This window comes from Streptomyces sp. NPDC008150 (genome assembly GCF_042956945.1).
Taxonomy (GTDB): domain Bacteria; phylum Actinomycetota; class Actinomycetes; order Streptomycetales; family Streptomycetaceae; genus Streptomyces.
The window spans coordinates 278,612-305,547 of the sequence record NZ_JBIBHJ010000012.1; the positions used below are offsets into that span (position 1 = coordinate 278,612).

The 26,936-nt window shown below is 72.7% G+C and carries 15 protein-coding genes, 1 tRNA gene and 1 rRNA gene; 3 read left to right on the forward strand and 14 right to left on the reverse strand.

The annotated features are described in order from the left end of the window. Nucleotides 1–5 precede the first annotated feature (5 nt). Complete coding sequence (locus tag ACFZA0_RS27510) at nt 6–4,895, forward strand: ATP-dependent helicase (RefSeq protein WP_391021796.1); 4,890 nt, start codon at nt 6–8, stop codon at nt 4,893–4,895. A 69-nt stretch (nt 4,896–4,964) separates the two neighbouring features. Here ACFZA0_RS27510 and ACFZA0_RS27515 read toward each other — a convergent pair whose 3' ends face one another. Continuing rightward, nucleotides 4,965–5,861, reverse strand: coding sequence for a GNAT family N-acetyltransferase (locus tag ACFZA0_RS27515; RefSeq protein WP_391021798.1), 897 nt, complete (start codon nt 5,859–5,861; stop codon nt 4,965–4,967). A 408-nt stretch (nt 5,862–6,269) separates the two neighbouring features. Here ACFZA0_RS27515 and ACFZA0_RS27520 point away from each other — a divergent pair, with 408 nt between their 5' ends. Continuing rightward, nucleotides 6,270–7,121, forward strand: coding sequence for a DNA-formamidopyrimidine glycosylase family protein (locus ACFZA0_RS27520; protein ID WP_391021800.1), 852 nt, complete (start codon nt 6,270–6,272; stop codon nt 7,119–7,121). Between the two features lie 32 nt (nt 7,122–7,153). Here the strand turns inward: ACFZA0_RS27520 and ACFZA0_RS27525 are convergent, their stop codons facing one another. From ACFZA0_RS27525 to ACFZA0_RS27570, 10 genes are all read right to left on the reverse strand, one after another. After that, on the reverse strand, nt 7,154–7,531 hold the full coding sequence (locus ACFZA0_RS27525) for a hypothetical protein (protein ID WP_391021802.1): 378 nt from the start codon (nt 7,529–7,531) through the stop codon (nt 7,154–7,156). Nucleotides 7,532–7,654: 123 nt separating this feature from the next. Then, nucleotides 7,655–8,125 carry a ferritin-like domain-containing protein gene (locus ACFZA0_RS27530; RefSeq protein ID WP_391021804.1) on the reverse strand — a complete coding sequence of 157 codons (471 nt, stop codon included), beginning with the start codon at nt 8,123–8,125 and terminating at the stop codon, nt 7,655–7,657. A gap of 292 nt (nt 8,126–8,417) precedes the next feature. Beyond that, nucleotides 8,418–8,792, reverse strand: coding sequence for a helix-turn-helix domain-containing protein (locus ACFZA0_RS27535; RefSeq protein WP_391021806.1), 375 nt, complete (start codon nt 8,790–8,792; stop codon nt 8,418–8,420). Between the two features lie 109 nt (nt 8,793–8,901). Then, a complete protein-coding gene (locus ACFZA0_RS27540; RefSeq protein ID WP_391021808.1) occupies nt 8,902–9,447 on the reverse strand; it encodes a nicotinamide-nucleotide amidohydrolase family protein in 546 nt (181 codons plus the stop codon). 5 nt (nt 9,448–9,452) lie between these two features. Then, a complete protein-coding gene (pgsA, locus tag ACFZA0_RS27545; RefSeq protein WP_391021809.1) occupies nt 9,453–10,274 on the reverse strand; it encodes a CDP-diacylglycerol--glycerol-3-phosphate 3-phosphatidyltransferase in 822 nt (273 codons plus the stop codon). Then, entirely contained in the window at nt 10,271–11,743 is a 1,473-nt protein-coding gene (gene rimO / locus ACFZA0_RS27550; protein ID WP_391021811.1) for a 30S ribosomal protein S12 methylthiotransferase RimO, read from the reverse strand. The genes pgsA and rimO overlap by 4 nt, the downstream gene beginning before the upstream one ends. Before the next feature lie 139 nt (nt 11,744–11,882). Beyond that, nucleotides 11,883–12,728, reverse strand: a complete 846-nt coding sequence (locus tag ACFZA0_RS27555; protein WP_391021813.1) for a RodZ domain-containing protein — start codon at nt 12,726–12,728, stop codon at nt 11,883–11,885. A 442-nt stretch (nt 12,729–13,170) separates the two neighbouring features. Then, on the reverse strand, nt 13,171–15,915 hold the full coding sequence (locus ACFZA0_RS27560) for a DNA translocase FtsK (protein WP_391021815.1): 2,745 nt from the start codon (nt 15,913–15,915) through the stop codon (nt 13,171–13,173). 227 nt (nt 15,916–16,142) lie between these two features. Then, nucleotides 16,143–16,823, reverse strand: a complete 681-nt coding sequence (locus tag ACFZA0_RS27565; protein ID WP_391021816.1) for a response regulator — start codon at nt 16,821–16,823, stop codon at nt 16,143–16,145. A 353-nt stretch (nt 16,824–17,176) separates the two neighbouring features. Continuing rightward, on the reverse strand, nt 17,177–22,657 hold the full coding sequence (locus ACFZA0_RS27570; protein WP_391021817.1) for a HAMP domain-containing protein: 5,481 nt from the start codon (nt 22,655–22,657) through the stop codon (nt 17,177–17,179). A 389-nt stretch (nt 22,658–23,046) separates the two neighbouring features. Here ACFZA0_RS27570 and ACFZA0_RS27575 point away from each other — a divergent pair, with 389 nt between their 5' ends. Further along, nucleotides 23,047–25,800 carry a SpoIIE family protein phosphatase gene (locus ACFZA0_RS27575; RefSeq protein WP_391021819.1) on the forward strand — a complete coding sequence of 918 codons (2,754 nt, stop codon included), beginning with the start codon at nt 23,047–23,049 and terminating at the stop codon, nt 25,798–25,800. Between the two features lie 83 nt (nt 25,801–25,883). Here ACFZA0_RS27575 and ACFZA0_RS27580 read toward each other — a convergent pair. The 3 genes from ACFZA0_RS27580 to rrf all read right to left on the reverse strand — a co-directional run. Beyond that, nucleotides 25,884–25,959: transfer RNA gene (locus ACFZA0_RS27580), tRNA-Thr, on the reverse strand. 109 nt (nt 25,960–26,068) lie between these two features. After that, nucleotides 26,069–26,746 carry a DegT/DnrJ/EryC1/StrS family aminotransferase gene (locus ACFZA0_RS27585; RefSeq protein WP_391021821.1) on the reverse strand — a complete coding sequence of 226 codons (678 nt, stop codon included), beginning with the start codon at nt 26,744–26,746 and terminating at the stop codon, nt 26,069–26,071. 99 nt (nt 26,747–26,845) lie between these two features. Beyond that, nucleotides 26,846–26,936: ribosomal RNA gene (gene rrf, locus ACFZA0_RS27590) — 5S ribosomal RNA — on the reverse strand; the annotation flags it as partial.

Below are 26,936 nucleotides of genomic sequence, written 5' to 3' on the forward strand. Positions count from 1 at the left end.
GGTCCATGGTCAGCTCCGCACACCGAGCCCTCGACGGCTTCTCGCCCGCGACCCGCGGCTGGTTCACGGGGGCGTTCTCCGCGCCCACCGCGGCCCAGGCGGGCGCGTGGCAGGCGCTCGGCGAGGGTTCGGACGTGCTGGTGGTCGCCCCGACCGGCTCGGGCAAGACGCTGGCCGCGTTCCTCGCCGCCCTGGACCAGCTCGCCTCGGCACCGCCGCCCGCCGACCCGAAGAAGCGCTGCCGGGTGCTCTACGTGTCGCCGCTCAAGGCCCTCGCGGTCGATGTCGAGCGCAATCTGCGCAGCCCGCTCACCGGCATCCGGCAGGAGTCCGTGCGGCTGGGGCTGCCCGAGCCCGAGGTGAAGGTCGGCATCCGCTCAGGCGACACCCCGCCCGCCGAGCGCCGCTCCCTGGCCACGCGCCCGCCGGACATCCTGATCACCACCCCCGAGTCCCTGTTCCTGATGCTGACGTCGGCCACGCGCGAGGCGCTGACCGGCGTCGACACGGTGATCCTCGACGAGGTGCACGCGGTCGCGGGCACCAAGCGCGGCGCGCACCTCGCGCTGTCCCTGGAGCGGCTTGACGAGCTGCTGCCCCGCCCGGCCCGCCGGATCGGCCTGTCGGCGACGGTCCGTCCGGTCGACGAGATCGCGCGCTACCTGTCGCCGCGGCGCCGGGTGGAGATCGTCCAGCCCGAGTCGGGCAAGGAGTTCGACCTCTCGGTCGTCGTCCCCGTCGAGGACCTGGGCGAGCTGGGCGGCTCCCCGGTCGCCGACGGCTCCGAGGGCGCGGAGAAGCCGTCGATCTGGCCGCACGTCGAGGAGCGCATCACCGACCTCGTCCAGGCGCACCGCTCGACGATCGTCTTCGCCAACTCCCGCCGTCTCGCGGAACGCCTGTGCAACCGGCTCAACGAGATCGCCTACGAGCGCGCGACCGGCGAGCCGCTGGACGAGCACCACTCGCCCGCCGAGCTGATGGGTGGCTCGGGCGCGGCCCAGGGCGCGCCCGCGGTCATCGCCCGCGCGCACCACGGATCGGTCTCCAAGGAGCAGCGCGCGCTCGTCGAGGAGGACCTGAAGGCGGGCCGGCTGCCCGCGGTGGTCGCCACCTCCAGCCTGGAGCTCGGCATCGACATGGGCGCGGTCGACCTGGTCGTGCAGGTGGAGTCGCCGCCGTCGGTGGCCTCCGGCCTCCAGCGCGTGGGCCGCGCGGGACACCAGGTGGGCGCGGTCTCCACGGGCGTGGTGTTCCCGAAGTACCGGGGCGACCTGGTGCAGGCCGCGGTGGTCACCGAGCGGATGCGCACGGGCGCCATCGAGTCCCTGCGGGTGCCGACGAACCCGCTGGACGTCCTGGCGCAGCAGATCGTCGCGATGACGGCCCTGGACACCTGGCAGTTCGACGACCTGCTGGCGACGGTGCGCCGGGCGGCGCCGTTCGCCTCACTGCCGGAGTCGGCGTTCACCGCCGTCCTCGACATGCTCGCCGGGCGGTATCCGTCCGACGCGTTCGCCGAGCTGCGCCCGCGCGTGGTGTGGGACCGGGTGACCGGCACGATCACCGGGCGTCCCGGCGCGCAGCGCCTCGCGGTCACCTCGGGGGGCACCATCCCCGACCGCGGTCTGTTCGGGGTGTTCCTGGCGGGCTCCGACCCCAAGAAGGGCGGCGGCCGGGTCGGCGAGCTGGACGAGGAGATGGTCTACGAGTCGCGCGTCGGCGACGTCTTCACCCTGGGCACCAGCTCGTGGCGGATCGAGGACATCACGCGCGACCGGGTCCTCGTGTCGCCCGCGCCGGGCGTGCCGGGCCGGCTGCCGTTCTGGAAGGGCGACCAGCTCGGCCGGCCGCTCGAACTGGGCCGCGCGGTGGGCGCGTTCCTGCGCGAGGTGGGCGCGCTCTCCGCGGAGGACGCCCGGCTGCGCCTGCTGACCGCAGGCCTCGACGCGTGGGCCGCGGACAACGTCATCTCCTACCTGGCCGAGCAGCGCGAGGCGTGCGGCCACATCCCCGACGACCGGACGATCGTCGTGGAGCGCTTCCGCGACGAGATGGGCGACTGGCGGGTCGTCGTACACTCCCCGTTCGGCGCCCAGGTGCACGCCCCGTGGGCGCTCGCGCTGAACGCGCGCCTGTCCGAGCGGTACGGCCTGGACGCGCAGGTGATGCACGCGGACGACGGCATCGTGCTGCGCCTGCCCGACGCGGACGTGATGGGCCTCGACCTGCTCGACCAGGAACCGACCCGGGCGGGCCGCGAGTACGACGGCGAACAGGCTCCGGTGGGCGCGGCGGACGTCGCCTTCGACAAGAGCGAGGTCGACCAGGTGGTCACCGAACAGGTCGGCGGCTCCGCCCTGTTCGCGTCCCGGTTCCGCGAATGCGCCGCCCGCGCGCTGCTGTTGCCGCGCCGCAGCCCCGGCCGCCGCACCCCGCTCTGGCAGCAGCGCCAGCGCGCCTCCCAACTCCTCCAGGTGGCAAGCGAGTTCGGCTCGTTCCCGATCGTGCTCGAAGCGGTCCGCGAATGCCTCCAGGACGTCTTCGACGTGCCGGGACTCACCGAGCTGATGGGCGACATCGAGTCCCGCCGGGTCCGCCTGGTCGAGGTCACCACCCCGGAGCCGTCCCCGTTCGCCCGTTCCCTGCTGTTCGGCTACGTGGCGCAGTTCCTCTACGAGGGCGACTCGCCGCTCGCCGAACGCCGCGCCGCCGCCCTGTCGTTGGACTCGCACCTGCTGGCCGAGCTGCTGGGCCGGGCGGAGCTGCGCGAACTGCTCGACGCGGACGTCCTGGCCGAGCTGGAGAGCGAGCTCCAGTGGCGCACGGAGGACCGCCGGATCAAGGACGCCGAGGGTGTCGCCGACCTGCTGCGGATGCTCGGGCCGCTCACCGAAGCCGAGTTGGCCGAGCGCGGCGCCGATCCCGCGTGGGCCGGGGAGCTCGCGCGTGCCCGTCGCGCCATCCAGGTGCGGATCGCCGGGGCCGACCACTGGGCGTCGATCGAGGACGCGGGGCGGCTGCGGGACGCCCTCGGCACCGCGCTCCCGGTGGGCGTCCCGGAGGCCTTCACGGAACCGGTCAAGGACCCCCTCGGCGACCTGCTCGCCCGGTACGCCCGTACCCACGGCCCGTTCACGTCGACCGCGGCGGCGGCCCGGTTCGGCCTCGGCGTGGCGGTCACCGACGGCGCGCTGCACCGGCTCGCCTCCAACGGCCGTGTCGTGCAAGGGGAGTTCCACCCCGCGGGCATCGGCCAGGAGTGGTGCGACGCGACCGTGCTGCGGCGGCTGCGCCGGCGTTCGCTCGCCGCCCTGCGGCACGAGCTGGAGCCGGTGCCGCCGCCCGCTCTCGCCCAGTTCCTGCCCCAGTGGCAGCACATCGGCCCGGGACACGGGCTGCGCGGGGCCGACGGACTGGTGCGCGCCGTCGAGCAGTTGCAGGGCGCGTCCGTCCCCGCGTCCGCGCTGGAACGGCTGGTCCTGCCCTCCCGCGTCGGCGGCTACACGCCCGCGCTGCTCGACGAACTGACCGCCGCCGGGGAGATCGTCTGGGCGGGCGCGGGGTCGCTGCCCGGCAAGGACGGCTGGGTCTCCCTGTACGTGGCGGACACGGCACCCCTGCTGCTGCCGCCCCCGCACCCGCTGGAGCCGACGGCCCTGCACGAGTCGGTGCTGGGCGCGCTGCGGGGCGGGTACGGCCTGTTCTTCCGGCAGATCGCCGACCAGGTCCGCGCCACCACGCACCCGGACGCCACCGACCCCCAACTCGCCGACGCGCTCTGGGACCTGGCCTGGTCGGGCCGGCTCACCAACGACACGCTCGCCCCGCTGCGCGCGCTGCTCGGCTCGGGCCGCACCGCCGGTTCCACCGCGCACCGCGCCCGCCGCACCGTGCCGCGCGGCCGGTACGGCACCCTGACGGCCGCCGCCCGCACGGCCTCCCGCACGGGGCCGCCGACCGTCGCAGGCCGCTGGTCACTGCTCCCGGAGCGCGAGCCCGACCCCACGGTCCGCGCCCACGCGCTGGCCCGTACCCTCCTCGACCGGCACGGTGTGGTGACCCGGGGCGCGGTCGGCGCCGAGGGCGTGGAGGGCGGCTTCTCCGCGGTGTATCGCGTCCTGTCGGTGTTCGAGGACAGCGGCCAGGCACGCCGCGGTTACGTGGTGGAGGGGCTGGGCGCGGCGCAGTTCGCGATGGACGGCGCCGTGGACCGGCTGCGCGCGGTGGCCACCGCGCGGGAGCGGGGCACCGTCGCGCCTCCGCCCGAGCCCGAACCGGCGTTCGGCGGCGGCAGCCCCGACGGCTTCCCCCTCCAGGACTTCGCCGGGCCCGGCGCCGGCTCCTGGGCGCGGGGTTCCGCCTTCACGGACGACTTCGCGGAGACCGCCGCAGCGGGCACCGCCCCCGACGAGGCCCCCGGCGGCAGTGCGCGCCCGCCCGCCCCCTGGGAGTCGCCCGCGCGGCGAGGCGGCGGCGACCGTTCCGGCCGTACCGCCGCGGCGTCCCGCGCCGTCGTCCTCGCCGCCGCCGACCCCGCCAACGCCTACGGCGCCGCGCTCCCGTGGCCCGAGTCGCCGACGGAGGCCGGGCACAAGCCGGGGCGCAAGGCGGGCTCGCTCGTCGTCCTGGTCGACGGCGAGCTGACCCTGTACGTGGAGCGCGGCGGCAAGACCCTGCTGGCCTGGCCGGCCGACCCGGACGGCGCGGCCGGCGACGACCCGCGTCTCGGGCCGGCCGCCGAGGCGCTGGCGGCGGCGGCCCGCGCGGGTTCTCTCGGCACCCTCACCGTGGAGCGCGTCAACGGCGCCTCCGCGCTGAACGCCCCGCTCGGCACGCTGCTGGAGGGCGCGGGATTCGTGGCGACTCCGCGCGGCCTGCGACTGCGCGCGTGAGGCATCCGCCGGGCGGTGAACTCCCGTCGCTTCAGGGCCGGTTCGGCGTGCGCCGACGGGCACCGGGACTCAGAGGTCCAGGCGGTACTCGTGCGCCGTGTGCGTCGGCCGGTAGCCGAGCAGGTCGTTGACGCGCCGCATCCGGTGGTTCACGTCGGCGGTGTCGGCCAGCAGGCCCGCGAGGTCCGGGTACCGCTCCCGCGCCCCGCTCACCGACGCGGCCTTCATCCACAGCGCGAGTCCGTGGCCGCGGTGGGCGGGCAGGACACCGGTGCCGTAGTGCTGCGCGTCGCCCGTACCGTCGCCCGGCACGACCAGCTCGGTGAAGCCCGCGATCGCCCCGTCCGCCTCGTGGACGGCGGCCACGGTGTGCAGCAGGTCGCCGCGCTTGGCCACCGTCGCGGCGGCGTCGCGGACGCGCTCCAGGTCCCAGACCGTCGGGACGTACCCGGTGTCCCCCATCGGCATGTCGTCCATGGCACCGCGGGACTCCACGAACGTGCCGGCCAGCTCGTCCGGGACGGTGCCCTGCCACGACACCAGCCGGTAGCCGGGGTGCGGCCGGTCGACGATGCCCGCGAGGGCGTCGAGAGCGGCCGGGTGGGCCTCCGCCCCGGTCAGGGGGAGCCGGGCGTACAGCAGGGTCAGCGCCCTGCGGAAACCCCGCGCGGACAGGAAGCGGTCCCCGGGCGAGCCGTCCTCGGCCTCCGCCCCGAGCAGCGCCGCCCCCTCGGCCCGGCCCGCCGCCACCGCCTCGTCGAGCAGCCGGGTGCCGATGCCGGCCCGGCGTTCGGCGGGGTGGACGTGCAGTTCGAGCCCGGCGACCCGGTCGGGGCCGGACCGCGCGGGCACGCGCAGGAACGCCGACCCGACGGGCGCGCCGTCGCCGTCGGAGGCGAGCCAGGCGAGGCGGCGGCCCGAGGGCGCGACGGCGGGATCGGTCAGGGCGGTGACACGGAGGGACAACGGGTCTCCAGGCGGTACGGGAGGGCGGCCGGCCCGCGCGGTCCCGGCACTGCGCCGAGGCCCGGCGACGCTACCGCCCGGGACCGCCGGTGCCCAGGCATTTTCCGCAGCCCGCGCGACGGACGCCCCCGCCCCCGACGCCGCGACCCCGACGTGCGCGACCCCGACGTGCGCGCCCCCGAGGCCCCGCATCCCGGCAATCCCGCACCCCGCGACGCCGCACCCCCTCGACCCCGCGCGACGGACGCCCCCGCCCCCGACGCCGCGACCCGACATCCCGCCCCCCGGGACCCCGCACCCGGCAATCCCGCACCCCGCGCAGCCGCATCCCCGCGACCCCGCGCAGCCGCGACCCCGCGCGCCACGCCCTCCCCGCCGCCGCGTCCCCCGCCGTGCCACCCTTGTCCCATGCCCGAAGGTGACACGGTCTGGCGGACCGCGAAGCGGCTGCACGGCGCCCTCGCCGGTCAGGTGCTGGTCCGCGCCGACCTGCGCGTCCCCAAGTTCGCGACGGTGGACCTCACCGGCCGCGCCGTCCTCGACGTCACACCGCGCGGCAAGCACCTCATGACGCGGATCGAGGGCGGCCTGACGCTTCACTCGCACCTGCGCATGGACGGCGCGTGGAAGGTGTTCGCGAACGGCGAGCGCTGGAGCGGCGGCCCCGCGCACCAGATCCGCGCGATCCTGGAGAACCCCGACCGCACCGCCGTCGGCTACCGGCTGCCGGTACTGGAACTGCTGCGCACCGCCGAGGAGGACACCGTCGTCGGCCATCTGGGCCCCGACCTGCTGGGCCCCGACTGGGACCAGGACCGCGCGCTCGGCAACCTGCTCGCCGACCCCGGGCGCCCGCTCGGCGAGGCCCTGCTGGACCAGCGGAATCTCGCGGGCATCGGCAACGTCTACAAGAGCGAGTTGTGCTTCCTGCTCGGCGTCACGCCGTGGCTCACCGTGGGCGCCCTGCCCGCCGACCGGGCCGCCCTGCTGCCGCCGCTCGCCAAGAAGCTCCTGGAGGCGAACCGCGACCGCGTCGTCCGCAACACCACGGGGCTGCGCGCCCCGGACGTCTTCGTGTACGGGCGCGCGTCCCGCCCATGCCTGCGCTGCCGCACCCGCGTCCGGGTCGCCGACCAGGGCGACGGCTCGCGCGAACGCCCCACCTACTGGTGCCCCGTCTGCCAGTCCGGCCCCGCGCCGGAACCGGGATCCCCGGCCGCCCGCCGGGCACGCGGCCGCACACCCGGCCGCCCCCGCTGACCGCACCCGTCCCGCCGCGGCCCCAACTCCCGTCAGACGCCGCGGGGTTCGTCCCACTCCTCCGGTGGCGGCCTGAGTTCACCGGGCGGCCAGTCGACCACCGCGTCCTCCGCGCCCGCCATGTCCTCGCCCTCGGCTCCCGCTCCGGCGGCTGCGACCGCGCCCGTCGTGACGGCGGGCCCCTTGCCCGCGAGGGCCCTGCGCCAGCGTCCCGTCTCCAGCGCGCCGGCCGCCCGGGACTTGGCGACGCAGTGCACCGGCAGCAGGCTCAGCCCCCAGCCCCCGGCGGCGACCGTGCCCTCCAGCGTGCCCGCGCCGGGGGCGAACAGCAGACGCAGAACGGCCCACCACCACAGGGCGGCGAGCCCGATCAGCGGAACGCGTCGCACCGCGTGTCCGGTCCTGGCCACGGTCACCTCCAGCCCGGCGCGACACCCTGACGCAACGCGACCCGGCCCCGGGCGCCCGCGGGCGCACCCGGCCACCGCCGGGCGTGCCCGGCGTCGTCCGGGGCCCGGTCCACCGCGCGGGCCTCAGCCGTTCTCCGCCTGGAACATCCAGTGGTGCTTCTCCAGGTCGGCGGTGATGCCGATGAAGAGGTCCTGACTGACGGGGTCCGGGTCGGCGGTCGCCTCGATGCGCTCACGCATGCGGGTGATCACGGCGCCCAGCGCGTCCACGAGCGTGCCGACCGCGTCGGTGTCCTTGACCCAGCCGTCCGCGACCTTCGCGATGCCGCTGCTCGCGGCGACCGTCGCGGCACGCCCGTCGGGCGAGGAACCGAGGGCGGAGGAGCGCTCGGCGACGGTGTCGGAGTGCGTCCGGGCGGAGGCGACCACGTCGTCCAGCTGAAGATGGACCGAGCGGAAGCGCGGCCCGACGATGTTCCAGTGGACCTGCTTGGCCACCAGCGACAGATCGACCAGGTCGACGAGCGCACCCTGCAACGCCTCGGAGACGACTTTCAGGTCCGCGTCGGACAGCGGGCTCTTGACGGCGTTCATGCACATCCTCCGGTGACTGGTCGAGCAGGTCCTTCCACGATGAAGGCCAGGACCATTACCGGCAAACGGACCGATACCGGTCACCCGATGCGGTACGGCCCTCCCCTCCCGGCACGCGCGGCACCAACCCCGTGACCGGCCTGCGACCGCCCGCAGCTCCCCGAGACCGCCCCGAGACCGCCCCGGCAGACAGAAACCCCGGTGGGCCCTCCCGTTCTCGGGGAGGGCCCACCGGGGCCTGATGCACCGGTTCCTGGTGGTCGCGTCGGCTCGGACGGGGTGGGGGCGGCCGTCAGGCCGCGACCACGTCCACGGCTTCCGCGGGGGCCTTGATGGTCACGCGCTCGGGCTTCACGCCGGCCACGGAGACCGCGCCCAGCATGGGGCGGACCGGCGTGGGCACGGGTTCGGGGGCCGCGGCGGACCGGGCCAGTTCGGCGAGGGCGAGCTCGTCGCTCACTTCCCGCATCAACTCGGACATCCGTACGTCCAGCGCGTCGCAGATCGCGGAGAGCAGCTCGGAGGACGCCTCCTTCTGCCCCCGCTCCACCTCGGAGAGATAGCCGAGTGAGACTCGGGCGGACGAGGAGACTTCGCGCAGAGTACGGCCCTGGCGTTGGCGCTGCCGACGCAGCACGTCACCCAGCAGGCGACGGAGCAGAATCATCGGTGGCTCCCTCCTCGGACCGCGTAGCCGCATCCTTCACGCCCCACCGTACCGCCTCGCGCTGCGGCCGTGCGGGGAGCGATGTCGTGTTCACTCAGGGCTGCAAACATCAAAACCCCCCGTTCTGTTCCGTATCCTGTGCCCGCTCATTCCCGGGGTGTTCGCTCGCAAGCTCCTGGAGAAGCAGTGCGAGTACGCTCCGTACACTCTCCATACGAATTTCCGCCCGGCCGCCGTTCAACCGCAGTGCGGCGACTTTCCCGCCCTCGGGGGCCGCCGGATCAGGGGCGAAGGGGCCGTCCACGGCGACGTAGACCGTGCCCACGGGCCGGCCGTCCTGGGGGTCGGGGCCCGCGACTCCCGTGGTGGCGATGCCCCAGTCCGCGCCCAGTGCCCCGCGCACGCCGGCCGCCATCTGCGCGGCGACCTGCGGGTCCACGGCGCCCCGCTCGGCCAGCAGGGTGGCGTCGACGCCGAGGACCTCGTGCTTGAGCACCGTCGCGTACGCGGTGACCGAGCCGCGGAACACCTTGGAGGCGCCGGGCACGGCCGTGATCTCCGCGGCGACGAGGCCGCCCGTCAGGGACTCGGCGACGGCGAGCGTCTCGCCCCTCGCCCCGAGCAGTCGCACCACTTCCACGGCCGTCGCGCTCACGCCGGCTATCCCTTCGACGCTGCCGCCGCCCTGCGCTCGGCGATCCCCTGCCGCCGCAGCACCACGGCCTGTCGTACGTAGTCGAGTCCGGTCGCGACCGTCAGGACGACCGCCACCGCCATCACCCACCACCGCAGGCTGGCGAGTGGTCCGGTGAGCACCAGCACGTACATGCCGACGGCCACGCCCTGGGCGAGGGTCTTCAGCTTGCCGCCCCGGCTCGCCGGGATCACCCCGTACCGGATAACCACGAAACGCAGCAGCGTCACGCCGAGTTCCCGGCCGAGGATCACGATGGTGACCCACCAGGGCAGGTCGCCGAGGGCGGAGAGACAGATGAGCGCCGCGCCCATGATCGCCTTGTCGGCGATGGGGTCGGCGATCTTGCCGAAGTCCGTGACGAGGTTGTAGGTGCGCGCCAGATGGCCGTCGAAGAGGTCGGTGATCATGGCGACGGCGAACGACGCCCACGCGAAGGACCGCCACGCGGGGTCGTACCCGCCGTCGGCGAGCATCAGGAGGACGAAGCCCGGCACGAGGACCAGCCGGAGCATGGTCAGCAGGTTGGCGACGTTCCAGACGCTGGCCTGGTTGACCGCGGCCGCGGTGATCTTGCCGCCGCGCGGCGGCCTGCCGTCGTCGTGCGCGTCCGGGGCACCGGCCGGGCCGGAGCCCTGCACGGCGGCCGCCTTGTCGGAGCCCAGCGCGAGGGCCGCCTTCTCCGCGGCGCTCCCGCCCGCGTCCCGGGCGGCGTCGGCCGCCTCGCCGGTGGCGGCACTCCCGGCCGGGGAGGGGCCGCCCGCGGCGGATGCCGGGACTCCGGTCATCTGCCCGCCTCCTCACTACACGCGAGCGAGCCGGTCAGCGGCTCGGCCACCAGGTCGACACCCTCGGTGCCGACCACCTTGGCCTCGACCATACGGCCGACCACGAGACCCTCGCCGCTCGTGAGCAGCACCTGGCCGTCGGTCTCGGGGGCCTGGTGCTCCGCGCGCCCGTACACGCCCTCGGTCCCGTCGACCGACTCCACCAGAACGGTCACCGTCTCGCCGAGGCGCTCCTCGGCGCGCTGCGAGACCAGTTCCTCCGCGAGCCGGGAGACCCGGGCGAGGCGTTCGGCGACGACCTCCTCGGGCAGCTTGCGGTCGTACGTGGCCGCCTCGGTGCCGTCCTCGTCGGAGTAGCCGAAGACGCCGATGGCGTCGAGACGCGCACCGGTGAGGAAGCGTTCCAGTTCCGCCAGGTCGCTCTCCGACTCGCCGGGGAAGCCGACGATGAAGTTGGAGCGCACGCCGGCCTGCGGGGCCTTGCCGCGGATGGTTTCGAGCAGTTCGAGGAAGCGGTCGGTGTCGCCGAAGCGGCGCATCGCGCGCAGCACGTCCGGCGCGGAGTGCTGGAAGGACAGGTCGAAGTAGGGCACGACCTTGGGCGTCGAGGTCAGCACGTCGATCAGGCCGGGCCGCATCTCGGCGGGCTGGAGGTAGCTGACCCGGACCCGCTCGATGCCGTCGACGTCGGCGAGGTCCGGCAGCAGCGACTCCAGGAGCCGGATGTCCCCGAGGTCCTTGCCGTACGAGGTGTTGTTCTCGGAGACGAGCATGACCTCCTTGACGCCCTGTTCGGCCAGCCAGCGCGTCTCGTTCAGGACGTCGCTGGGGCGGCGCGAGATGAAGGAGCCGCGGAAGGAGGGGATGGCGCAGAAGGAGCAGCGGCGGTCGCAGCCGGAGGCCAGCTTCACGGACGCGACCGGGGACCCGTCGAGCCGGCGGCGCAGGGGTGCGCGCGGTCCGGACTGCGGGGCGAGCCCGTCGGGCAGGTCGCTGGGGGCGCCGTGGCCGGGCAGCGCGACGTCGGAGGCCGACTGGCGCTCGGCGGGGCTGACGGGCAGCAGCTTGCGGCGGTCCCGCGGGGTGTGGGCGGCGTGGATGCCGCCGCTCAGGATCGTCTGGAGGCGGTCGGAGATGTCCGCGTAGTCGTCGAACCCGAGCACGCCGTCGGCCTCGGGCAGCGCCTCGGCGAGCTCCTTGCCGTACCGCTCGGCCATGCAGCCGACGGCGACCACCGCCTGGGTTCTGCCCTGTCCCTTGAGGTCGTTGGCTTCCAGGAGGGCGTCGACCGAGTCCTTCTTGGCCGCCTCGACGAAGCCGCATGTGTTGACGACGGCCACGTCCGCGTTCTCGGCGTCCTCCACGAGTTGCCAGCCGTCCGCCTCCAAGCGGCCTGCGAGCTCCTCCGAGTCCACCTCGTTACGGGCGCAGCCGAGAGTGACGAGTGCGACGGTACGGCGTTCAGGCATGGGCTCAAGACTACTTCGTCCCGGCGACGTCCCACGTCGACGGGGTTGGCGATCATCGCGGAGCGCCCGCGGAACGCACTGCGGGCCGGCCACCGGGGAGCGGGTCCCCGGCGACCGGCCCGCGAGGGGCGCTCCGCGGTCAGCCGACCTCGGGGTCGCCCTTGGTGTAGGTCAGGCGTTCGACCTGGCCGGACTCGAAGTCGTCGTCGATCTTCTTGCCGTTGACGAAGAGCTGGACGGCGCCGGCGTCGCCGAGGATCAGGTTGACCTCGGTGGAGTCCTGGAAGGACTTCGACCGGCCCTTCTCCAGCACCCCGTCGTAGAGCACCTTGCCGTTGTGGTCCTTGGCGGAGATCCAGCTGCGGCCGTCCTCCGCGCTGACCTGCACGGTGACCTTGTCCTGCGGGGCCGCCGCGATGGCGCTGTCGGACGGTTCGGGCTTGGGGTCGGCGGGCTTGCTCGTACTGGGCTTCGGGCTGGTGGACTTGGCGGACGACGGGGTGGAGCCCTCGGCGACCTGCGCGTTGGACGCGCTGTCGTCGTCGCCGCCCTTGACGGCGGTGAAGCCGACGAAGGCGATCACGGCGACGATCGCCGCGACCATGGCCGCGGTCCAGTTGGGACCCCGGCGCTCGGGGCGGATACGTTCCGCCTCGAACAGGGGCGCGGCCGGAGTGGGTGCGGGCCGGTTGCCGCCGTGGTCGGCGCCGAACTGCGCGAGCAGCGGCTCCGGGTCGGTGCCGACGGCCCTGGCCAGGGTCCGGATGTGCCCCCGGGCGTAGACGTCGCCGCCGCAGGGCGCGAAGTCGTCGGCCTCGATGGCGTGCACGATGGCGGTGCGGACCCGGGTGGCCGTGCTGACGTCGTCGACGGTCAGCCCGGCCGCGATGCGCGCCTGCTGGAGGACGCGGCCGACGGAGATACGGGCTTCCTCGTGGTCGTCTTCGAACGGACGCTCGTTTTCAGGGGAGTTGCCGTTGGACACGGGGGCGCCTTTCGAGCGTGTAGCCACCTGTGCTGGGGATTCAGTTTAGGGGGGGTGCAAAAGGGTGGGGCAACCGGGCGACGGGACTTTGTACGCCATCGGTATGGCGACGGGCCCCGCTGCCGCGACGGGTGCGGACGTGCTGGTGGAAGCCGCGTCCGCCCTCCCGGAAAGGTTGACGTGCGCCGAGGGGGAACAGTTGCGCGACGTTGTCTAACGAGTGCGTCACGCCGGACAACGAGTGCGCCACGGTCGCCCCTCCCCTCACCGAGCGGCCGGCCCGGGGCGTGGACCCGCTGTCGTGCGGATGCCCGGACCGGGCTCCCTTCAGACTCCCCGTACATCACGAAGGGACTACAACCGGACATGCGTGCGGGGCGGCCCAACTGGGCCGCCCCGCACGCATGTCCGACCGGATCGGCCGCCGTCCGCCCTCGTCGCGTCAGCCCTCGCTCTCGCCCCGGATCACCGCGAGGACGCCGTCGAGCTCGTCCGCCTTGACCATCACATCACGCGCCTTGGAGCCCTCGCTCGGCCCGACGATGCCTCGCGACTCCATCAGGTCCATCAGCCGCCCCGCCTTCGCGAACCCGACCCGCAGCTTGCGCTGGAGCATCGACGTCGACCCGAACTGGGTGGAGACGACCAGCTCGGCCGCCTGGCACAGCAGGTCGAGGTCGTCGCCGATGTCCTCGTCGATCTCCTTCTTCTGCTTGGTCCCGACGACGACGTCGTCCCGGAAGACCGGTGCCATCTGGTCCTTGCAGTGCTGGACGACGGCCGCGATCTCCTCCTCGGTCACGAACGCGCCCTGCATACGAGTCGGCTTGTTCGCACCCATCGGCAGGAACAGCCCGTCGCCCTTGCCGATCAGCTTCTCCGCGCCGGGCTGGTCGAGGATGACCCGCGAGTCGGCGAGCGAGGAGGTGGCGAACGCCAGCCGGGACGGCACGTTGGCCTTGATCAGGCCGGTGACGACGTCGACCGACGGGCGCTGCGTGGCGAGCACCAGGTGGATGCCGGCGGCGCGGGCGAGCTGCGTGATGCGCACGATGGAGTCCTCGACGTCGCGCGGCGCCACCATCATCAGGTCCGCGAGCTCGTCGACGATCACCAGCAGGTACGGGTACGGGTGCAGCTCCCGCTCGCTGCCCTCGGGCAGTTTCACCTTGCCGTTGCGGACGGCCTCGTTGAAGTCGTCGATGTGCCGGTAGCCGAACGCCGCCAGGTCGTCGTAGCGCAGGTCCATCTCGCGCACGACCCACTGGAGCGCCTCCGCGGCCCGCTTCGGGTTCGTGATGATCGGCGTGATCAGGTGCGGGATGCCCTCGTACGCGGTCAGCTCCACGCGCTTGGGGTCGACGAGGACCATCCGCACGTCCTCGGGGGTCGCGCGCATCATGACCGACGTGATCAGGCAGTTGATGCAGGACGACTTGCCGGAGCCGGTCGCGCCCGCGACCAGCATGTGCGGCATCTTCGCGAGGCTGTGCATGACGTAGCCGCCCTCGACGTCCTTGCCGAAGGCGACCAGCATCGGGTCGTCGTCCTCGGCGGACTCGGCGAGCCGCAGCACGTCCCCCACGTTGACCATCTCGCGGTCGGTGTTGGGGATCTCGATGCCGACGGCGGACTTGCCCGGGATCGGGCTGATGATCCGCACGTCGGGGCTGGCAACCGCGTACGCGATGTTCTTGGTGAGCGCGGTGATCCGCTCGACCTTCACCGCCGGGCCGAGCGCGACCTCGTACCGGGTGACCGTGGGCCCGCGGGTGAAGCCGGTGACGGCCGCGTCGACCTTGAACTCGGTGAACACGGTCGTCAGCGAGGCGACGACCGCGTCGTTGGCCGCGCTGCGCGCCTTGCCGGGGCCGCCGCGGGTGAGCAGGTCCAGCGAGGGCAGGGAGTACGTGATGTCACCGGCCAGCTGGAGCTGTTCGGCGCGGGGCGGCAGGTCGCGGACCTCGCTCGGCGGCGCCTTGGTGAGGTCGGCCACCGTCGACGTGGGCTGCGCGGGCTTCTCCAGGGCGCCCGGCACGGCGTTCCTGGTCCGCTGCGGGCGCGCCTCGGGCACCGGGGTCTTCGTGCGCTCCACGGGCGCCGCGGTGTCCTCCTCCGGATCCGCGGCCCGCACCCCCTGCGTGAGGTCGGCGACGACGGGCGAGGGCGGCATGCCGTGCAGGATGACGCCGTCGAGGTCGGCGGCAGCGGCGGCGGCCACGTCCACCGCGTCCATCCCCCGGCCCCCGCCCGGCTGCGGCAGGGCGGCACGGCGCGGACGGCGCCGGGCGAGCGCCTCCTGCTCGGCACCGTCCGGGTCGTACGCGCGCGGTCCGGGGCCGCCCGCCCGCCGGGCACGGGCGGGCCGCTCCTCGCGCCACTCGTCGTCGTAGGCGGCCTCCTCGGCGGCACGGATGTCCTCGGGCGAGGGATGGACGATGCCGAGGCGGACGCCGAGCAGCCGCAGCCGCTGCGGGATGGCGTTGACCGGGGTGGCGGTGACGACGAGGAGCCCGAACACGGTGAGCAGCACCAGCAGCGGCACCGCGAGCACCTCGCCCATCGTGTACGTCAGCGGTGTCGCGGCCCCCCAGCCGATGAGACCGCCGGCGTCCCTTATCGCCTGCATGCCGTCGCTGCGGGCGGGCGAGCCGCACGCGATGTGCACCTGCCCGAGCACGCCGACGACGAGGGCGGACAGCCCGATCACGATGCGCCCGTTGGCCTCGGGCTTCTCCGGGTGCCGCACGAACCGCACGCCGACGAGCGCCAGCAGTATCGGTACGAGCAGGTCGAGCCGGCCGAAGGCGCCGGTGACGAGGATCTCGACGAGGTCGCCGACCGGGCCGCTCAGATCGGCCCAGGTACCCGCGGCGACGACGAGGGCGACACCGAACAGCAGCAGCGCGACGCCGTCCTTGCGGTGTGCCGGATCGAGGTTCCGCGCGCCCTGCCCTATGCCGCGGAACACCGCGCCGACCGAGTGGGCGACACCGAGCCACAGCGCGCGCAGGAGCCGGTAGACACCGCCGGTCGGGCTGGGCGCGGGACGGGCGGGGGGCTTGCGCGCCGGCGCCCGCTTGGCGACGGGGGCCTTTTTCGCGGGAGGTTTCCTGGCCGGTGCCTTCGCGGGAGCGGCAGCCCTCTTTGCGGGCTGCTTCTTGGCTGCGGAGGGACGTGAGGCCATAGGTGCGAGGTTACCGGTGGAGACGCGAAGGGACACGTGCGAGTGCCGCTTCACCCGTTCGTGTCGCTCTTGCGGTGACAGCGAACTGACGCCGGATCACCAACACGGGCATACCGGACAACTGCTCGACGCCGACACCCCGCGGCCCGACCGCTACCGGCGGCCGGGGGCGGTCGAGGCCCCAACTCCCGCTCGGCGCAGGCAGGATCGGAGGACCCCGGGGCGCCTCAAGGCTGCGACGGCACCGACGAGTTGTTGCCCGCACCCGGTTCGAGCGCGTCGAGCGCCCGGCGCAGGCCGGTCAGTTTGCGTTCGAGATGCGCCGCCGTCGCCACCGCCGCGGCGTCCGCGGACTCGTCGTCGAGCTGCTTCGAGAGCGCCTCGGCCTGCTCCTCGACGGCCGCGAGCCGCGCCGAGAGTTCGGCGAGCAGACCCGCCGGCTCCTTGTCGCCGACCGCCGCACGGCCGCCGTTGCCCTCCAACTGGAGCCGCAGCAGCGCCGCCTGCTCACGGAGCTGGCAGTTCTTCATGTACAGCTCGACGAAGACCGAGACCTTCGCGCGCAGCACCCACGGGTCGAAGGGCTTGGAGATGTAGTCCACCGCGCCCGCCGCGTACCCCCGGAAGGTGTGGTGCGGGCCGTGGTTGATCGCGGTGAGGAAGATGATCGGGATGTCCCGGGTCCGCTCCCGCCGCTTGATGTGCGCGGCCGTCTCGAAGCCGTCCATCCCCGGCATCTGAACGTCCAGCAGGATGACCGCGAAGTCGTCCGTGAGCAGCGCTTTGAGCGCTTCCTCCCCGGACGATGCCCGCACCAGCGTCTGATCGAGCGCCGAGAGGATCGCCTCCAGCGCCAGCAGATTCTCCGGCCGGTCATCGACCAGGAGGATCTTGGCCTTCTGCACCATGGCCCGCCCTCCTCGCCCCGGCTTGGGGCCGCCCCTGTCCGCAGGATTCGGGACGACACCGACAGGCGCCGCCCCGGCGGACGACGGCTCCCTTGCGCCGTCCGTCCTTGTGCCGGTCATCGTAGCCGCACCCCGCTCGTCGCCACACCCTGTCACCGCGATGTCACTGTGCACGTAGCAGAAACGCGGTGGGAGACCAGAAGGTTCCCCGATTCCCGCCCCGCTACACGGCTGCGGGCACACTCAGTCAGCAACTCCCGGGCGGCGCGGATGGTTCCCGCCACGGACGGCCCGTGCGCCGCGCCCCGCGAGGACGCGCCGCACCGCCGCCGCACCACTGCCGCCCCGCGCCGTCAGCCGTTCATCCACTGCTGCATGACCGACAGCAGGTGGTCCGAGTCGACCGGCTTCGTGACGTAGTCCGAGGCGCCCGACTCGATGGCCTTCTCCCGGTCGCCCTTCATCGCCTTCGCGGTCAGCGCGATGATGGGCAGCCCCGCGAACTGCGGCATCCTGCGGATCGCCGACGTCGTCGCGTACCCGTCCATCTCCGGCATCATGATGTCCATCAGCACCACGGCGACGTCGTCGTGCTGCTCCAGGACCTCGATCCCCTCGCGTCCGTTCTCCGCGTACAGCACCGAGAGCCCGTGCTGCTCCAGGACGCTGGTGAGCGCGAAGACGTTGCGGATGTCGTCGTCGACGATCAGCACCTTCTCGCCGCCGAAGCGCACCCCGCGCCGCGGCGCGGACGCCTGCTGCACCTCGGCCCACGGCTCCGGCGCCGAACTCCGCTCCCCGCCCTGCCCGTTGCCGTTCCGCTCGGTCTCGGTGACCGTGCGGCGGCGGCGCCGGAACAGCGCGGCCGGCCCGTTCTGCGTCTCCTGGTACGACTTGACCTCCGCCGGCGTCACGATCCGCGCCTCGGCCAGCTCCGACTCCGACGCGAGCAGCTCCCCGGCCTCCAGCGCGGTCGGCGCCTGCTGGTAGCCCTGCGGCGGCAGTTCACTGGGGTGCAGCGGCAGGTACAGCGTGAACGTCGAGCCGCGGCCCGGCTCGCTCTGCGCGTGGATCTCACCGCCGAGCAACTGCGCGATCTCCCGCGAGATCGACAGCCCCAGGCCCGTACCGCCGTACTTGCGGCTGGTCGTGCCGTCGGCCTGCTTGAACGCCTCGAAGATCACCCGCATCTTGCTGGCCGCGATGCCGATCCCGGTGTCCGTCACCGAGAACGCGATGAGCTGCGCGTCCGGGTCGCTCAGCGAACCCGCCTCCAGCAACTGCTCCCTGATGCCCAGCGGGACGTTCTGCCCGGCCGGCCGGATCACCAGCTCCACCGAGCCGGAGTCGGTGAACTTCACCGCGTTCGACAGCAGGTTGCGCAGCACCTGGAGCAGCCGCTGCTCGTCGGTGTGCAGCGTGGCCGGCAGCTCCGGCGACACCCGCACCGACAGGTCGAGCCCCTTCTCCGTGGTCAGCGGACGGAACGTCGCCTCCACGTAGTCGACGAGCTGGACCAGGGCGATCCGCGTCGGCGAGACGTCCATCTTGCCCGCCTCGACCTTCGACAGATCGAGGATGTCGTTGATCAGCTGGAGCAGGTCGGAGCCCGCGCCGTGGATCGTCTCAGCGAACTCGACCTGCTTCGGCGAGAGGTTCGCCTCGGCGTTGTCGGCGAGCAACTTGGCAAGGATCAGCAGGGAGTTGAGCGGCGTACGCAGCTCGTGCGACATGTTCGCCAGGAACTCGCTCTTGTACCGCATGGACACCGCGAGTTGCTCGGCGCGCTCCTCCAGGACCTGCCGCGCCTCCTCGATCTCCGTGTTCTTGACCTCGATGTCGCGGTTCTGCTGGGCCAACAGCTCGGCCTTCTCCTCCAGTTCGGCGTTGGAGGACTGGAGCGCCTTCTGCCGCTGTTCCAACTCGGCCGAGCGCTCGCGCAGTTGCTCGGTCAGTTCCTGCGACTGCTTCAGCAGCACCTCCGTCTTGGTGTTGACGGAGATCGTGTTGACGCTCGTCGCGATCATCTCGGCGATCTGGTTGAGGAAGTCCCGCTGGATCGCCGTGAACGGCGTGAACGACGCCAGCTCGATGATGCCGAGCACCTTGCCCTCGAACAGCACCGGCAGCACGATCACCTGCGCGGGCGGCGCCTCCCCCAGCCCCGAGGAGATCTTCAGGTAGCCGCTGGGCGCGTTGTCCACGACGATCGAGCGCTTCTCCTGCGCCGCCGTCCCGATCAGCGCCTCCCCCGGCCGGAACGACGCCGGCATGGAGCCCGTCGAGTAGCCGTACGAGCCGAGCATCCGCAGCTCGTAGTCGTCGTCCTTGGCGTTGCCCGCGTCCCGGCCGTCCAGCAGCGGCATCGCCAGGAAGAACGCCCCGTGCTGCGCGGACACCACCGGCGTCAGCTCGCTCATGATCAGCGAGGCGACGTCGTCCAGGTCGCGCCGGCCCTGCATCAGCGCGGAGATGCGGGCGAGGTTGCCCTTGAGCCAGTCCTGCTCCTTGTTGGCGATCGTGGTGTCGCGCAGGTTGGCGATCATCTTGTTGATGTAGTCCTGGAGTTCCTGGATCTCCCCGGACGCGTCCACGTCGATCTTCAGGTTCAGGTCGCCGCGGGTCACCGCCGTCGCCACGCGCGCGATGGCGCGCACCTGCCGGGTCAGGTTCCCGGCCATCTCGTTCACCGACTCGGTCAGGTCCCGCCACGTGCCGTCGACGTCCCGCACCCGCGCCTGCCCGCCGAGCGCCCCCTCGGTGCCCACCTCGCGGGCCACCCGGGTGACCTCCTCGGCGAACGAGGAGAGCTGGTCGACCATCGTGTTGATCGTGGTCTTGAGCTCCAGGATCTCGCCGCGCGCGTCGATGTCGATCTTCTTGGTCAGGTCGCCCTTCGCGATGGCCGTCGTGACCATCGCGATGTTGCGCACCTGGCCCGTCAGGTTCGACGCCATCTGGTTCACCGACTCGGTGAGGTCCTTCCACGTGCCGGCCACGCCCACCACCCGCGCCTGACCGCCGAGGATGCCGTCGGTGCCCACCTCGCGGGCCACCTTGGTGACCTGGTCGGCGAACGAACTCAGCGTGCGCACCATGGTGTTGAACGTCTCCGCGAGCTGCGCGACCTCGCCGCTCGCCTCGATCGTCACCTGCCGCGTCAGGTCGCCGTTCGCGACCGCCGCCGCGACCTGCGAGATGTTGCGCACCTGGACCGTCAGGTTGTTCGCCATCAGGTTGACGTTGTCGTTCAGGTCCTTCCAGATGCCGGTGACGCCCGGCACGTGCGCCTGACCACCGAGGATGCCCTCCGTGCCCACCTCGCGGGCCACCCGGGTCACCTGCTCCGCGAACGAGGAGAGCTGGTCGACCATCGTGTTGACGGTCGTGACGAGTTCGAGGATCTCGCCCTTCGCGTCGACCGTGATCTTCTTCGACAGGTCACCCTTGGCGACCGCGGTCGTGACCTCGGCGATGTTGCGCACCTGGATGGTCAGGTTGTTCGCCATGAAGTTCACGGACTGCGTGAGGTCCTTCCAGGTGCCGGAGACCCCCTGCACCTCGGCCTGGCCGCCCAGGATGCCCTCGGTGCCCACCTCCCGCGCCACCCGCGTGACCTGCTCGGCGAAGTTCGAGAGCTGGTCCACCATCGTGTTGAGGGTGTTCTTCAGCTCCAGGATCTCGCCGCGCGCGTCCACGTCGATCTTCTGCGACAGGTCACCGCGCGCCACCGCCGTCGCCACCTGCGCGATGTTGCGGACCTGCGCGGTGAGGTTGCCAGCCATGCCGTTCACCGAGTCCGTCAGGTCCCGCCACACGCCCGCGACGCCCGGCACCTGCGCCTGACCGCCCAGCCGGCCCTCGGTGCCCACCTCGCGGGCGACCCGGGTGACCTGGTCGGCGAAGGCCGAGAGCTGGTCGACCATCGTGTTGATGGTGTTCTTCAGCTCCAGGATCTCGCCGCGCGCGTCCACGTCGATCTTCTGCGACAGGTCGCCCCGCGCCACCGCCGTCGTGACCTGCGCGATCTGCCGCACCTGCGACGTCAGGTTCCCCGCCATGAAGTTGACGGAGTCGGTCAGCTCCTTCCAGGTGCCGGACACCCCGTCCACCCGGGCCTGACCGCCCAGCCGGCCCTCCGTGCCCACGTCGCGCGCCATCCGCGTCACCTGGTCCGCGAACGACGAGAGCTGGTCCACCATCGTGTTCACGGTGTTCTTGAGCTGGAGCATCTCGCCGGAGACGTCCACGGTGACCTTCTGCGACAGGTCGCCGTTGGCCACCGCCGTCGTCACCTGCGCGATGTTGCGCACCTGCCCGGTGAGGTTGCGGAACGCCGTGTTGACCGAGTCCGTCAGGTCCTTCCACGTCCCCGCCGCGCCCGGCACCTGCGCCTGACCGCCCAGCTCGCCCTCGACGCCGATCTCCCGGGCGACCCGGGTGACCTCCGCGCCGAAGGACGACAGCTGGTCGACCATGCCGTTGACGGTGTTCTTCAGTTCCAGCATCTCGCCGGCCACGTTCACCGTGACCTTCTGCGACAGGTCGCCGCTGGCCACCGCCGTCGTCACCGCCGCGATGTCCCGCACCTGCGTCGTCAGGTTCCGGAAGACCGTGTTGACGGAGTCCGTGAGGTCCTTCCACGTGCCCGCCGCGCCCGGCACGTTCGCCTGCCCGCCGAGCTGTCCCCCGGCGCCGACCTCGTTCGCCACGCGCGTGACCTCGTCCGCGAACGTGCGCAGCGTCTCGGTCATCTCGTTGATCGTCTCGGCGAGCTGCGCGACCTCGCCGCGCGCGGACACCCGCACCTTCTGCGACAGGTCGCCGTTCGCGACCGCCGTCGTCACCTGCGCGATCCCGCGCACCTGCGCCGTCAGGTTGCCGGCCATCAGGTTCACCGAGTCGGTGAGGTCCTTCCAGACCCCCGCCACCCCCGGCACCTGCGCCTGACCGCCCAGCTCGCCCTCGGTGCCCACCTCCCGCGCGACGCGGGTCACCTCCGACGAGAACGACGAGAGCTGGTCGACCATCGTGTTGACGGTGTTCTTCAGTTCGAGCATCTCGCCGGCGACGTGCACCGTCACCTTGCGCGACAGATCGCCCTTGGCCACCGCCGTCGTCACCAGCGCGATGTCCCGCACCTGCGCCGTGAGCCGGTACGCCATGGTGTTGACGGAGTCCGTGAGGTCCTTCCACGAACCCGACATCCCCCGCACCCGGGCCTGCCCGCCGAGCTTGCCCTCCGTGCCCACCTCGCTGGCCACCCGCGTGACCTCGTCGGTGAACGTCGACAGCTGGTCGACCAGGTTGTTGACCGTCCGCCCGACCTTCAGGAACTCGCCCCGCAGCGGATGCCCCGCCCCGTCCGCGGCCTGCGTGCGCAGCTCCATCCGCGGCGACAGATCACCCTCGGCGACCGCCGACAGCACCCGCCCCACCTCGGACACGGGCCGCACCAGGTCGTCCACCAGCGCGTTCGAGGCGTCGATCGCCGTCGCCCACGAGCCCTCGCTCAGCCCCGTGTCGAGACGCTCCGTGAGTTTGCCCTCACGGCCCACCATCCGCCGCACCCGCGACAGCTCGCCCGTGAGATGCAGATTGCGGTCGGCCACCTCGTTGAAGACCGCCGCGATGTCCGCCATGACACCGTCGCCGGACACCGTCAGCCGCTTGCGGAAGTTGCCGTCCCGCATCGCCACCAGCGCGGCCTGCAACCGGTTCAGCGCGGCCGAGTCCACCGTGGTGGTACCGCCGCGCGCCGCGCGCCGCCCGTCCGGGGCCGGTCCGCCCTTCGCGCGCGTCTTCGTGCCCCGCGTCGCTGCGCCAGACTCCACTGTGTCCCTCCCGCAGGGTCGACCGTTACCGCTGTGCTCGCGTGCTCACGCCCGGCTTACCAGTACAGCCACTGCCGCCGCTCGCCGCCGCGCCTTCCCGCCCCGGTGCCGGCCCGTACCGCGCCGAACCCCCGCCGTGCGCGGGACGCTCGGACCGGTGCGGTCCACCACCAGAAGCCTGCCCAGTGTTTCACCCCGACCGAACCAGGCCATAACAGTTCGGCAGCTTGGCACACGGTCCGCACACCCTCCCGACGGAAACACTGCTGACCGGCCTCCGCGCGGACCGCGAAGGTAAGTAACCTTGGCAGCGGCTGTCCGGCCGTGCCGACCCGTTCGGTCCGGACGGTGCGACACGTACGAGCGGGCATCGGAGGGGCGGCCGCAGGATGACCACCGGAGTGATCCCGGGAGAACAACAGCCCCCGGACGACCGGCCGACCGACGCGCGACCGCCCCACCAGCGCGGCAGCCAGGACGGCAGCACAGCCCAGCCCGCCGAGAACAGGCCGAGGAGTTCCGTGATCACCGCCAGAGCGGCCGCCACCTTCGAGCCCCTGGGACGATCGGTGGCGACCGCCCGGTCCTTCGTACGGGACACCCTCCAGGGCTGGGGCTTCGCCGACATCATCGACGACGCCGTCGTCCTCACCAGCGAACTGGTGACCAACGCCGTCGTCCACGCGGGCACCGCCGCCGAGGTCCTCTGTCTGCGCAGCGACGAGGGCGCCCGCATCGAGGTCGCCGACCGCTACCCGGAGCGCGAGATCCCGCTCCAGGACGTCGCCGTCAACATGGGAAGCCCCGACCGCGAGGGCGGACGCGGCCTCCAGCTCTGCGCCGCGCTGGCCGGCCGCTGGGGCGTCGAGTACACCCCCACCCACAAGACGGTCTGGTTCCAACTCGACCTGCCCGCCCGCCCGGTGGGCACCCGCACCGCCGGCCCGTCGCTGCCGGTGGCCCTCCTCCCCCTCACCGACGGCCGGGTCCGCGTGGCCCTCGTGCAGATCGACCGCAACGGCGCCGTGTCCGTGTGGAACGAGGACGCCGAGGAGCTGTTCGGCTACCCCGCCGACCAGGTCGTCGGCAAGCCGCTGACCGACTTCACCGCCTGGCCGCACACCCCGAGCACCGGCACCGGCGTCGCCGAGGCCCTGCGCCTGTCCCGCTGGGAGGGCAGCTACGGCATCCGCGACACCGACGGCCGCGTGGTCCCCGTCTACGCCTCCCACCTGCGCGTACGGGACACCGAGGGCGAGCCGTCCACGGTCTGCCTGCTGGTACGCGACCACGAACGTGCCGTCCTCCAGTCACCGCAGCGCACCCCCTCCGTCGACACCGCGGCCGCCGAGGGCCAGAGCAGCGACCCCTTCGAGGTCTTCATCGGCTCCCCCGCGCCCGACGACCTCGACGGCCTGCTCCAGCGCACCGTCGAACGCGCCCGCGACATGCTCGACGCCGACTCCGCCTTCCTGCTCCTGGCCACCGACGACGAGACGGAACTGGAGGTCCGCGCCTCCACCGGCCTCCCCTCCGCCCGCCAGCGCTTCGCCCGCGTCCCCGTCGAGGCCGGCCCCGGCCGCTACGGCTCGGCCCGCATGCCCGCCGTCCACGAGGACCTCACAGCCGTGCCCGGCGCGGTCCCGCTGCTCGGCGGCACCGGCATGCGCTCGGTCGTCACCGTCCCGCTCAAGGTCGAGGGCCGCCTCACCGGCTCCCTCGGCGTCGCCGCCGAAGCCCCCGGCCGCTACTCCAACGAGGAGGCCCTGCGCCTCCAGTTCGCCGCCGACCGCATCGCCCTCGCCGTCGAGTCGGCCCGCCTGGGCGAACTGGAACGCCTGCGCCGCGGTTCGCTGAGCTTCCTCGTCGAGGCGTCCGACCTGCTGGCCGGTACCCTCGACCGCGACCAGACCCTCGCCCTCATGGCGCAGATGACGGTCCCGACCCTCGCCACCTGGTGCGCGGTCTACACGATCGCCGACCAGGCCTCCGACCCGTACCTGTCCTACGTACTGCACGAGGACGAGGAACTCATCGACGGCATCAAGGCGTTGCTGTCCAAGATCCAGCCGCCCGACCCCGTGCCCACCCCCGGCGCCCGCGTCTGGTCCGCGCCGGCCGAGGCCGCGCACCAGGCCGCGCTGCGCACCTCCATGCGCAGCCTGGGCCTCGGCGAACCGCTGCAACGCGGCCCGTCCGGCATCGGCCCGACCCTGGCGACGGCGTCCGCGGTGGGCGGCGAGACGGTGGTCCTGCCGCTGGTCGCGCGCAACCGCGTCATCGGCATGCTGACCCTCGGCAAGCCGACCGACGAGCACTTCCGCCAGGAGATCCTGGAACTGGCCGAGGACCTGAGCCGCCGCGCCGCCCTCGCCCTCGACAACGCCCGCCTCTACTCGGAACGCACGGCGATCAGCCAGTCCCTCCAACGCAGCCTGCTCCCCCCGGAGTTGCCGCACGTCCCGAACGTCGAGGTCGAGGTCATCTACCGCGCGGCCGGTGAGGGCAACGAGGTCGGCGGCGACTTCTACGACCTGTTCCCCATCCACGACGACGCCTACGGCTTCGCCATCGGCGACGTCTGCGGCACCGGCCCGGAGGCCGCCGCGGTGACCGGCCTCGCCCGGCACGCCCTCAGACTCCTCGCCCGCGAGGGACTTGGCGGCCCGGCGGTCCTGGAACGCCTCAACTCCGCGATCCTGGACGAGGGTTCGCGCAGCCGTTTCCTGACCCTCCTGTACGGCGAGCTGTGGCCCCAGGAGGACGGCAGCGCACTGCTGAAGGTGGTCTGCGCCGGTCACCCCCTGCCGCTGCGGCTGCGCCCGGACGGCACGGTCGAGTCGGCGGCCGAACCCCAGCCGCTGCTGGGTGTGATGGACGACCTGGAACTGTACGAGCAGACGGTCACCCTGGACCCGGGTGACGTCCTTCTCTGCGTGACCGACGGCGTCACCGAACGCCGCGAGGGCACCCGCATGCTCGGCGACGACGGCCTCGCGGACGTCCTGACGACGTGCACGGGCCTGACGGCGGGCGCCGTCGCGGCACGCATCATGCGCGCGGTGGAGCGCTTCGCGTCGGACGCCCCGTCGGACGACATGGCGATCCTCGCGATGCGCGTCCCCGCACTGCAGACGAACTGAGGGAGTTCGGCCGACAGGCCGAACTCCCTTTGGGGACAACGAAAAAGACCCCGCCCGAATGGGGCGGGGCCTTTCTCTTCCGCTGGGGCCCCCAAACGGAATCGAACCGTTGACCTTCTCCTTACCATGGAGACGCTCTACCGACTGAGCTATAGGGGCCTGCCGCCACTTGGACGTTTCCGCCGTGGCAACGGAATAGATCATACCCCGAACACAGCCGTGTTCCCAACCGTGTTCGGGCCTCGGGAAACCAGGATGCGGAATGCCGTCAGAACGCCGGCTGGAGCAGCCCGCCGAGGGCATTGCACGCGGACACCACCCGCTGCATCTCCCGCTTCGTCAGGGCGGCGTCCACCGGCAGAGCCAGCGTCTCGTCGGCGGCCCGCTCCGTCTCCGGCAGGGAGACGCAGCGCCGGAACTCGGGCATGCGGTGCACGGGCGTCTTGACCGGCACCCGGCAGTCGACGCCCCGTCCGCGCAGGGCCCGCGCGAAGGCGTCCCGGTCGGGCCGCCCGTTGCCCGGCACCCGCACGACGTACTGCTGGTAGGTGTGCCCGTCCCCGCCGTCGGGGGTGCGCAACCCGCGCAGCCGGTGGTCGAGATAGGAGGCCCGCTGCCGACGCTGCGCGACCTCGTCGTACGGCGCCTCCGACTCCGCCTGCTCCAGCACCAGGAGCCCGTGCCTGCGGCCAACGGCGTGGAGCGTCGACAGGTCGGCGAGCCGGCCGAAGCGGTGCACGGCGATCACGGCGGACACACGGGGCGTCACGGTCGCGGCCACGGAGGCCGCGTCGAGGCAGTACGTCAGCGGGTCTATGTCGGCGAACACCGGAAGCGCGCCGACCTGGATCACAGCGTCGGTGACCTCCACGTTCCCGAACGCCGGCACGACGACCTCGTCGCCGAGTCCGATGCCCGCGGCCCTCAGGAGTGCAGCAATAGCCATGCCTGGATGCTGCTTGCGTAAAGTGAACTCCAAGTAACGCAAAGCAAAAAAGGGTTGGTCCCGAAACCGAAGTTCCGGGACCAACCCTTTTGAATAATTGTTCGGCGGCGTCCTACTCTCCCACAGGGTCCCCCCTGCAGTACCATCGGCGCTGAAAGGCTTAGCTTCCGGGTTCGGAATGTAACCGGGC

What these genes read in the sequence shown, in the direction of transcription:
- ACFZA0_RS27560 (WP_391021815.1), bottom strand. Translation starts at nt 15,915, where the DNA reads ATGGCCTCACGTCCCTCCGCAGCCAAGAAGCAGCCCGCAAAGAGGGCT.
- ACFZA0_RS27530 (WP_391021804.1), bottom strand. Translation starts at nt 8,125, where the DNA reads ATGAACGCCGTCAAGAGCCCGCTGTCCGACGCGGACCTGAAAGTCGTC.
- rimO (WP_391021811.1), bottom strand. Translation starts at nt 11,743, where the DNA reads ATGCCTGAACGCCGTACCGTCGCACTCGTCACTCTCGGCTGCGCCCGT.
- ACFZA0_RS27585 (WP_391021821.1), bottom strand. Translation starts at nt 26,746, where the DNA reads ATGGCTATTGCTGCACTCCTGAGGGCCGCGGGCATCGGACTCGGCGAC.
- ACFZA0_RS27520 (WP_391021800.1), top strand. Translation starts at nt 6,270, where the DNA reads ATGCCCGAAGGTGACACGGTCTGGCGGACCGCGAAGCGGCTGCACGGC.
- ACFZA0_RS27575 (WP_391021819.1), top strand. Translation starts at nt 23,047, where the DNA reads ATGACCACCGGAGTGATCCCGGGAGAACAACAGCCCCCGGACGACCGG.
- ACFZA0_RS27565 (WP_391021816.1), bottom strand. Translation starts at nt 16,823, where the DNA reads ATGGTGCAGAAGGCCAAGATCCTCCTGGTCGATGACCGGCCGGAGAAT.
- ACFZA0_RS27535 (WP_391021806.1), bottom strand. Translation starts at nt 8,792, where the DNA reads ATGATTCTGCTCCGTCGCCTGCTGGGTGACGTGCTGCGTCGGCAGCGC.
- pgsA (WP_391021809.1), bottom strand. Translation starts at nt 10,274, where the DNA reads ATGACCGGAGTCCCGGCATCCGCCGCGGGCGGCCCCTCCCCGGCCGGG.
- ACFZA0_RS27510 (WP_391021796.1), top strand. Translation starts at nt 6, where the DNA reads ATGGTCAGCTCCGCACACCGAGCCCTCGACGGCTTCTCGCCCGCGACC.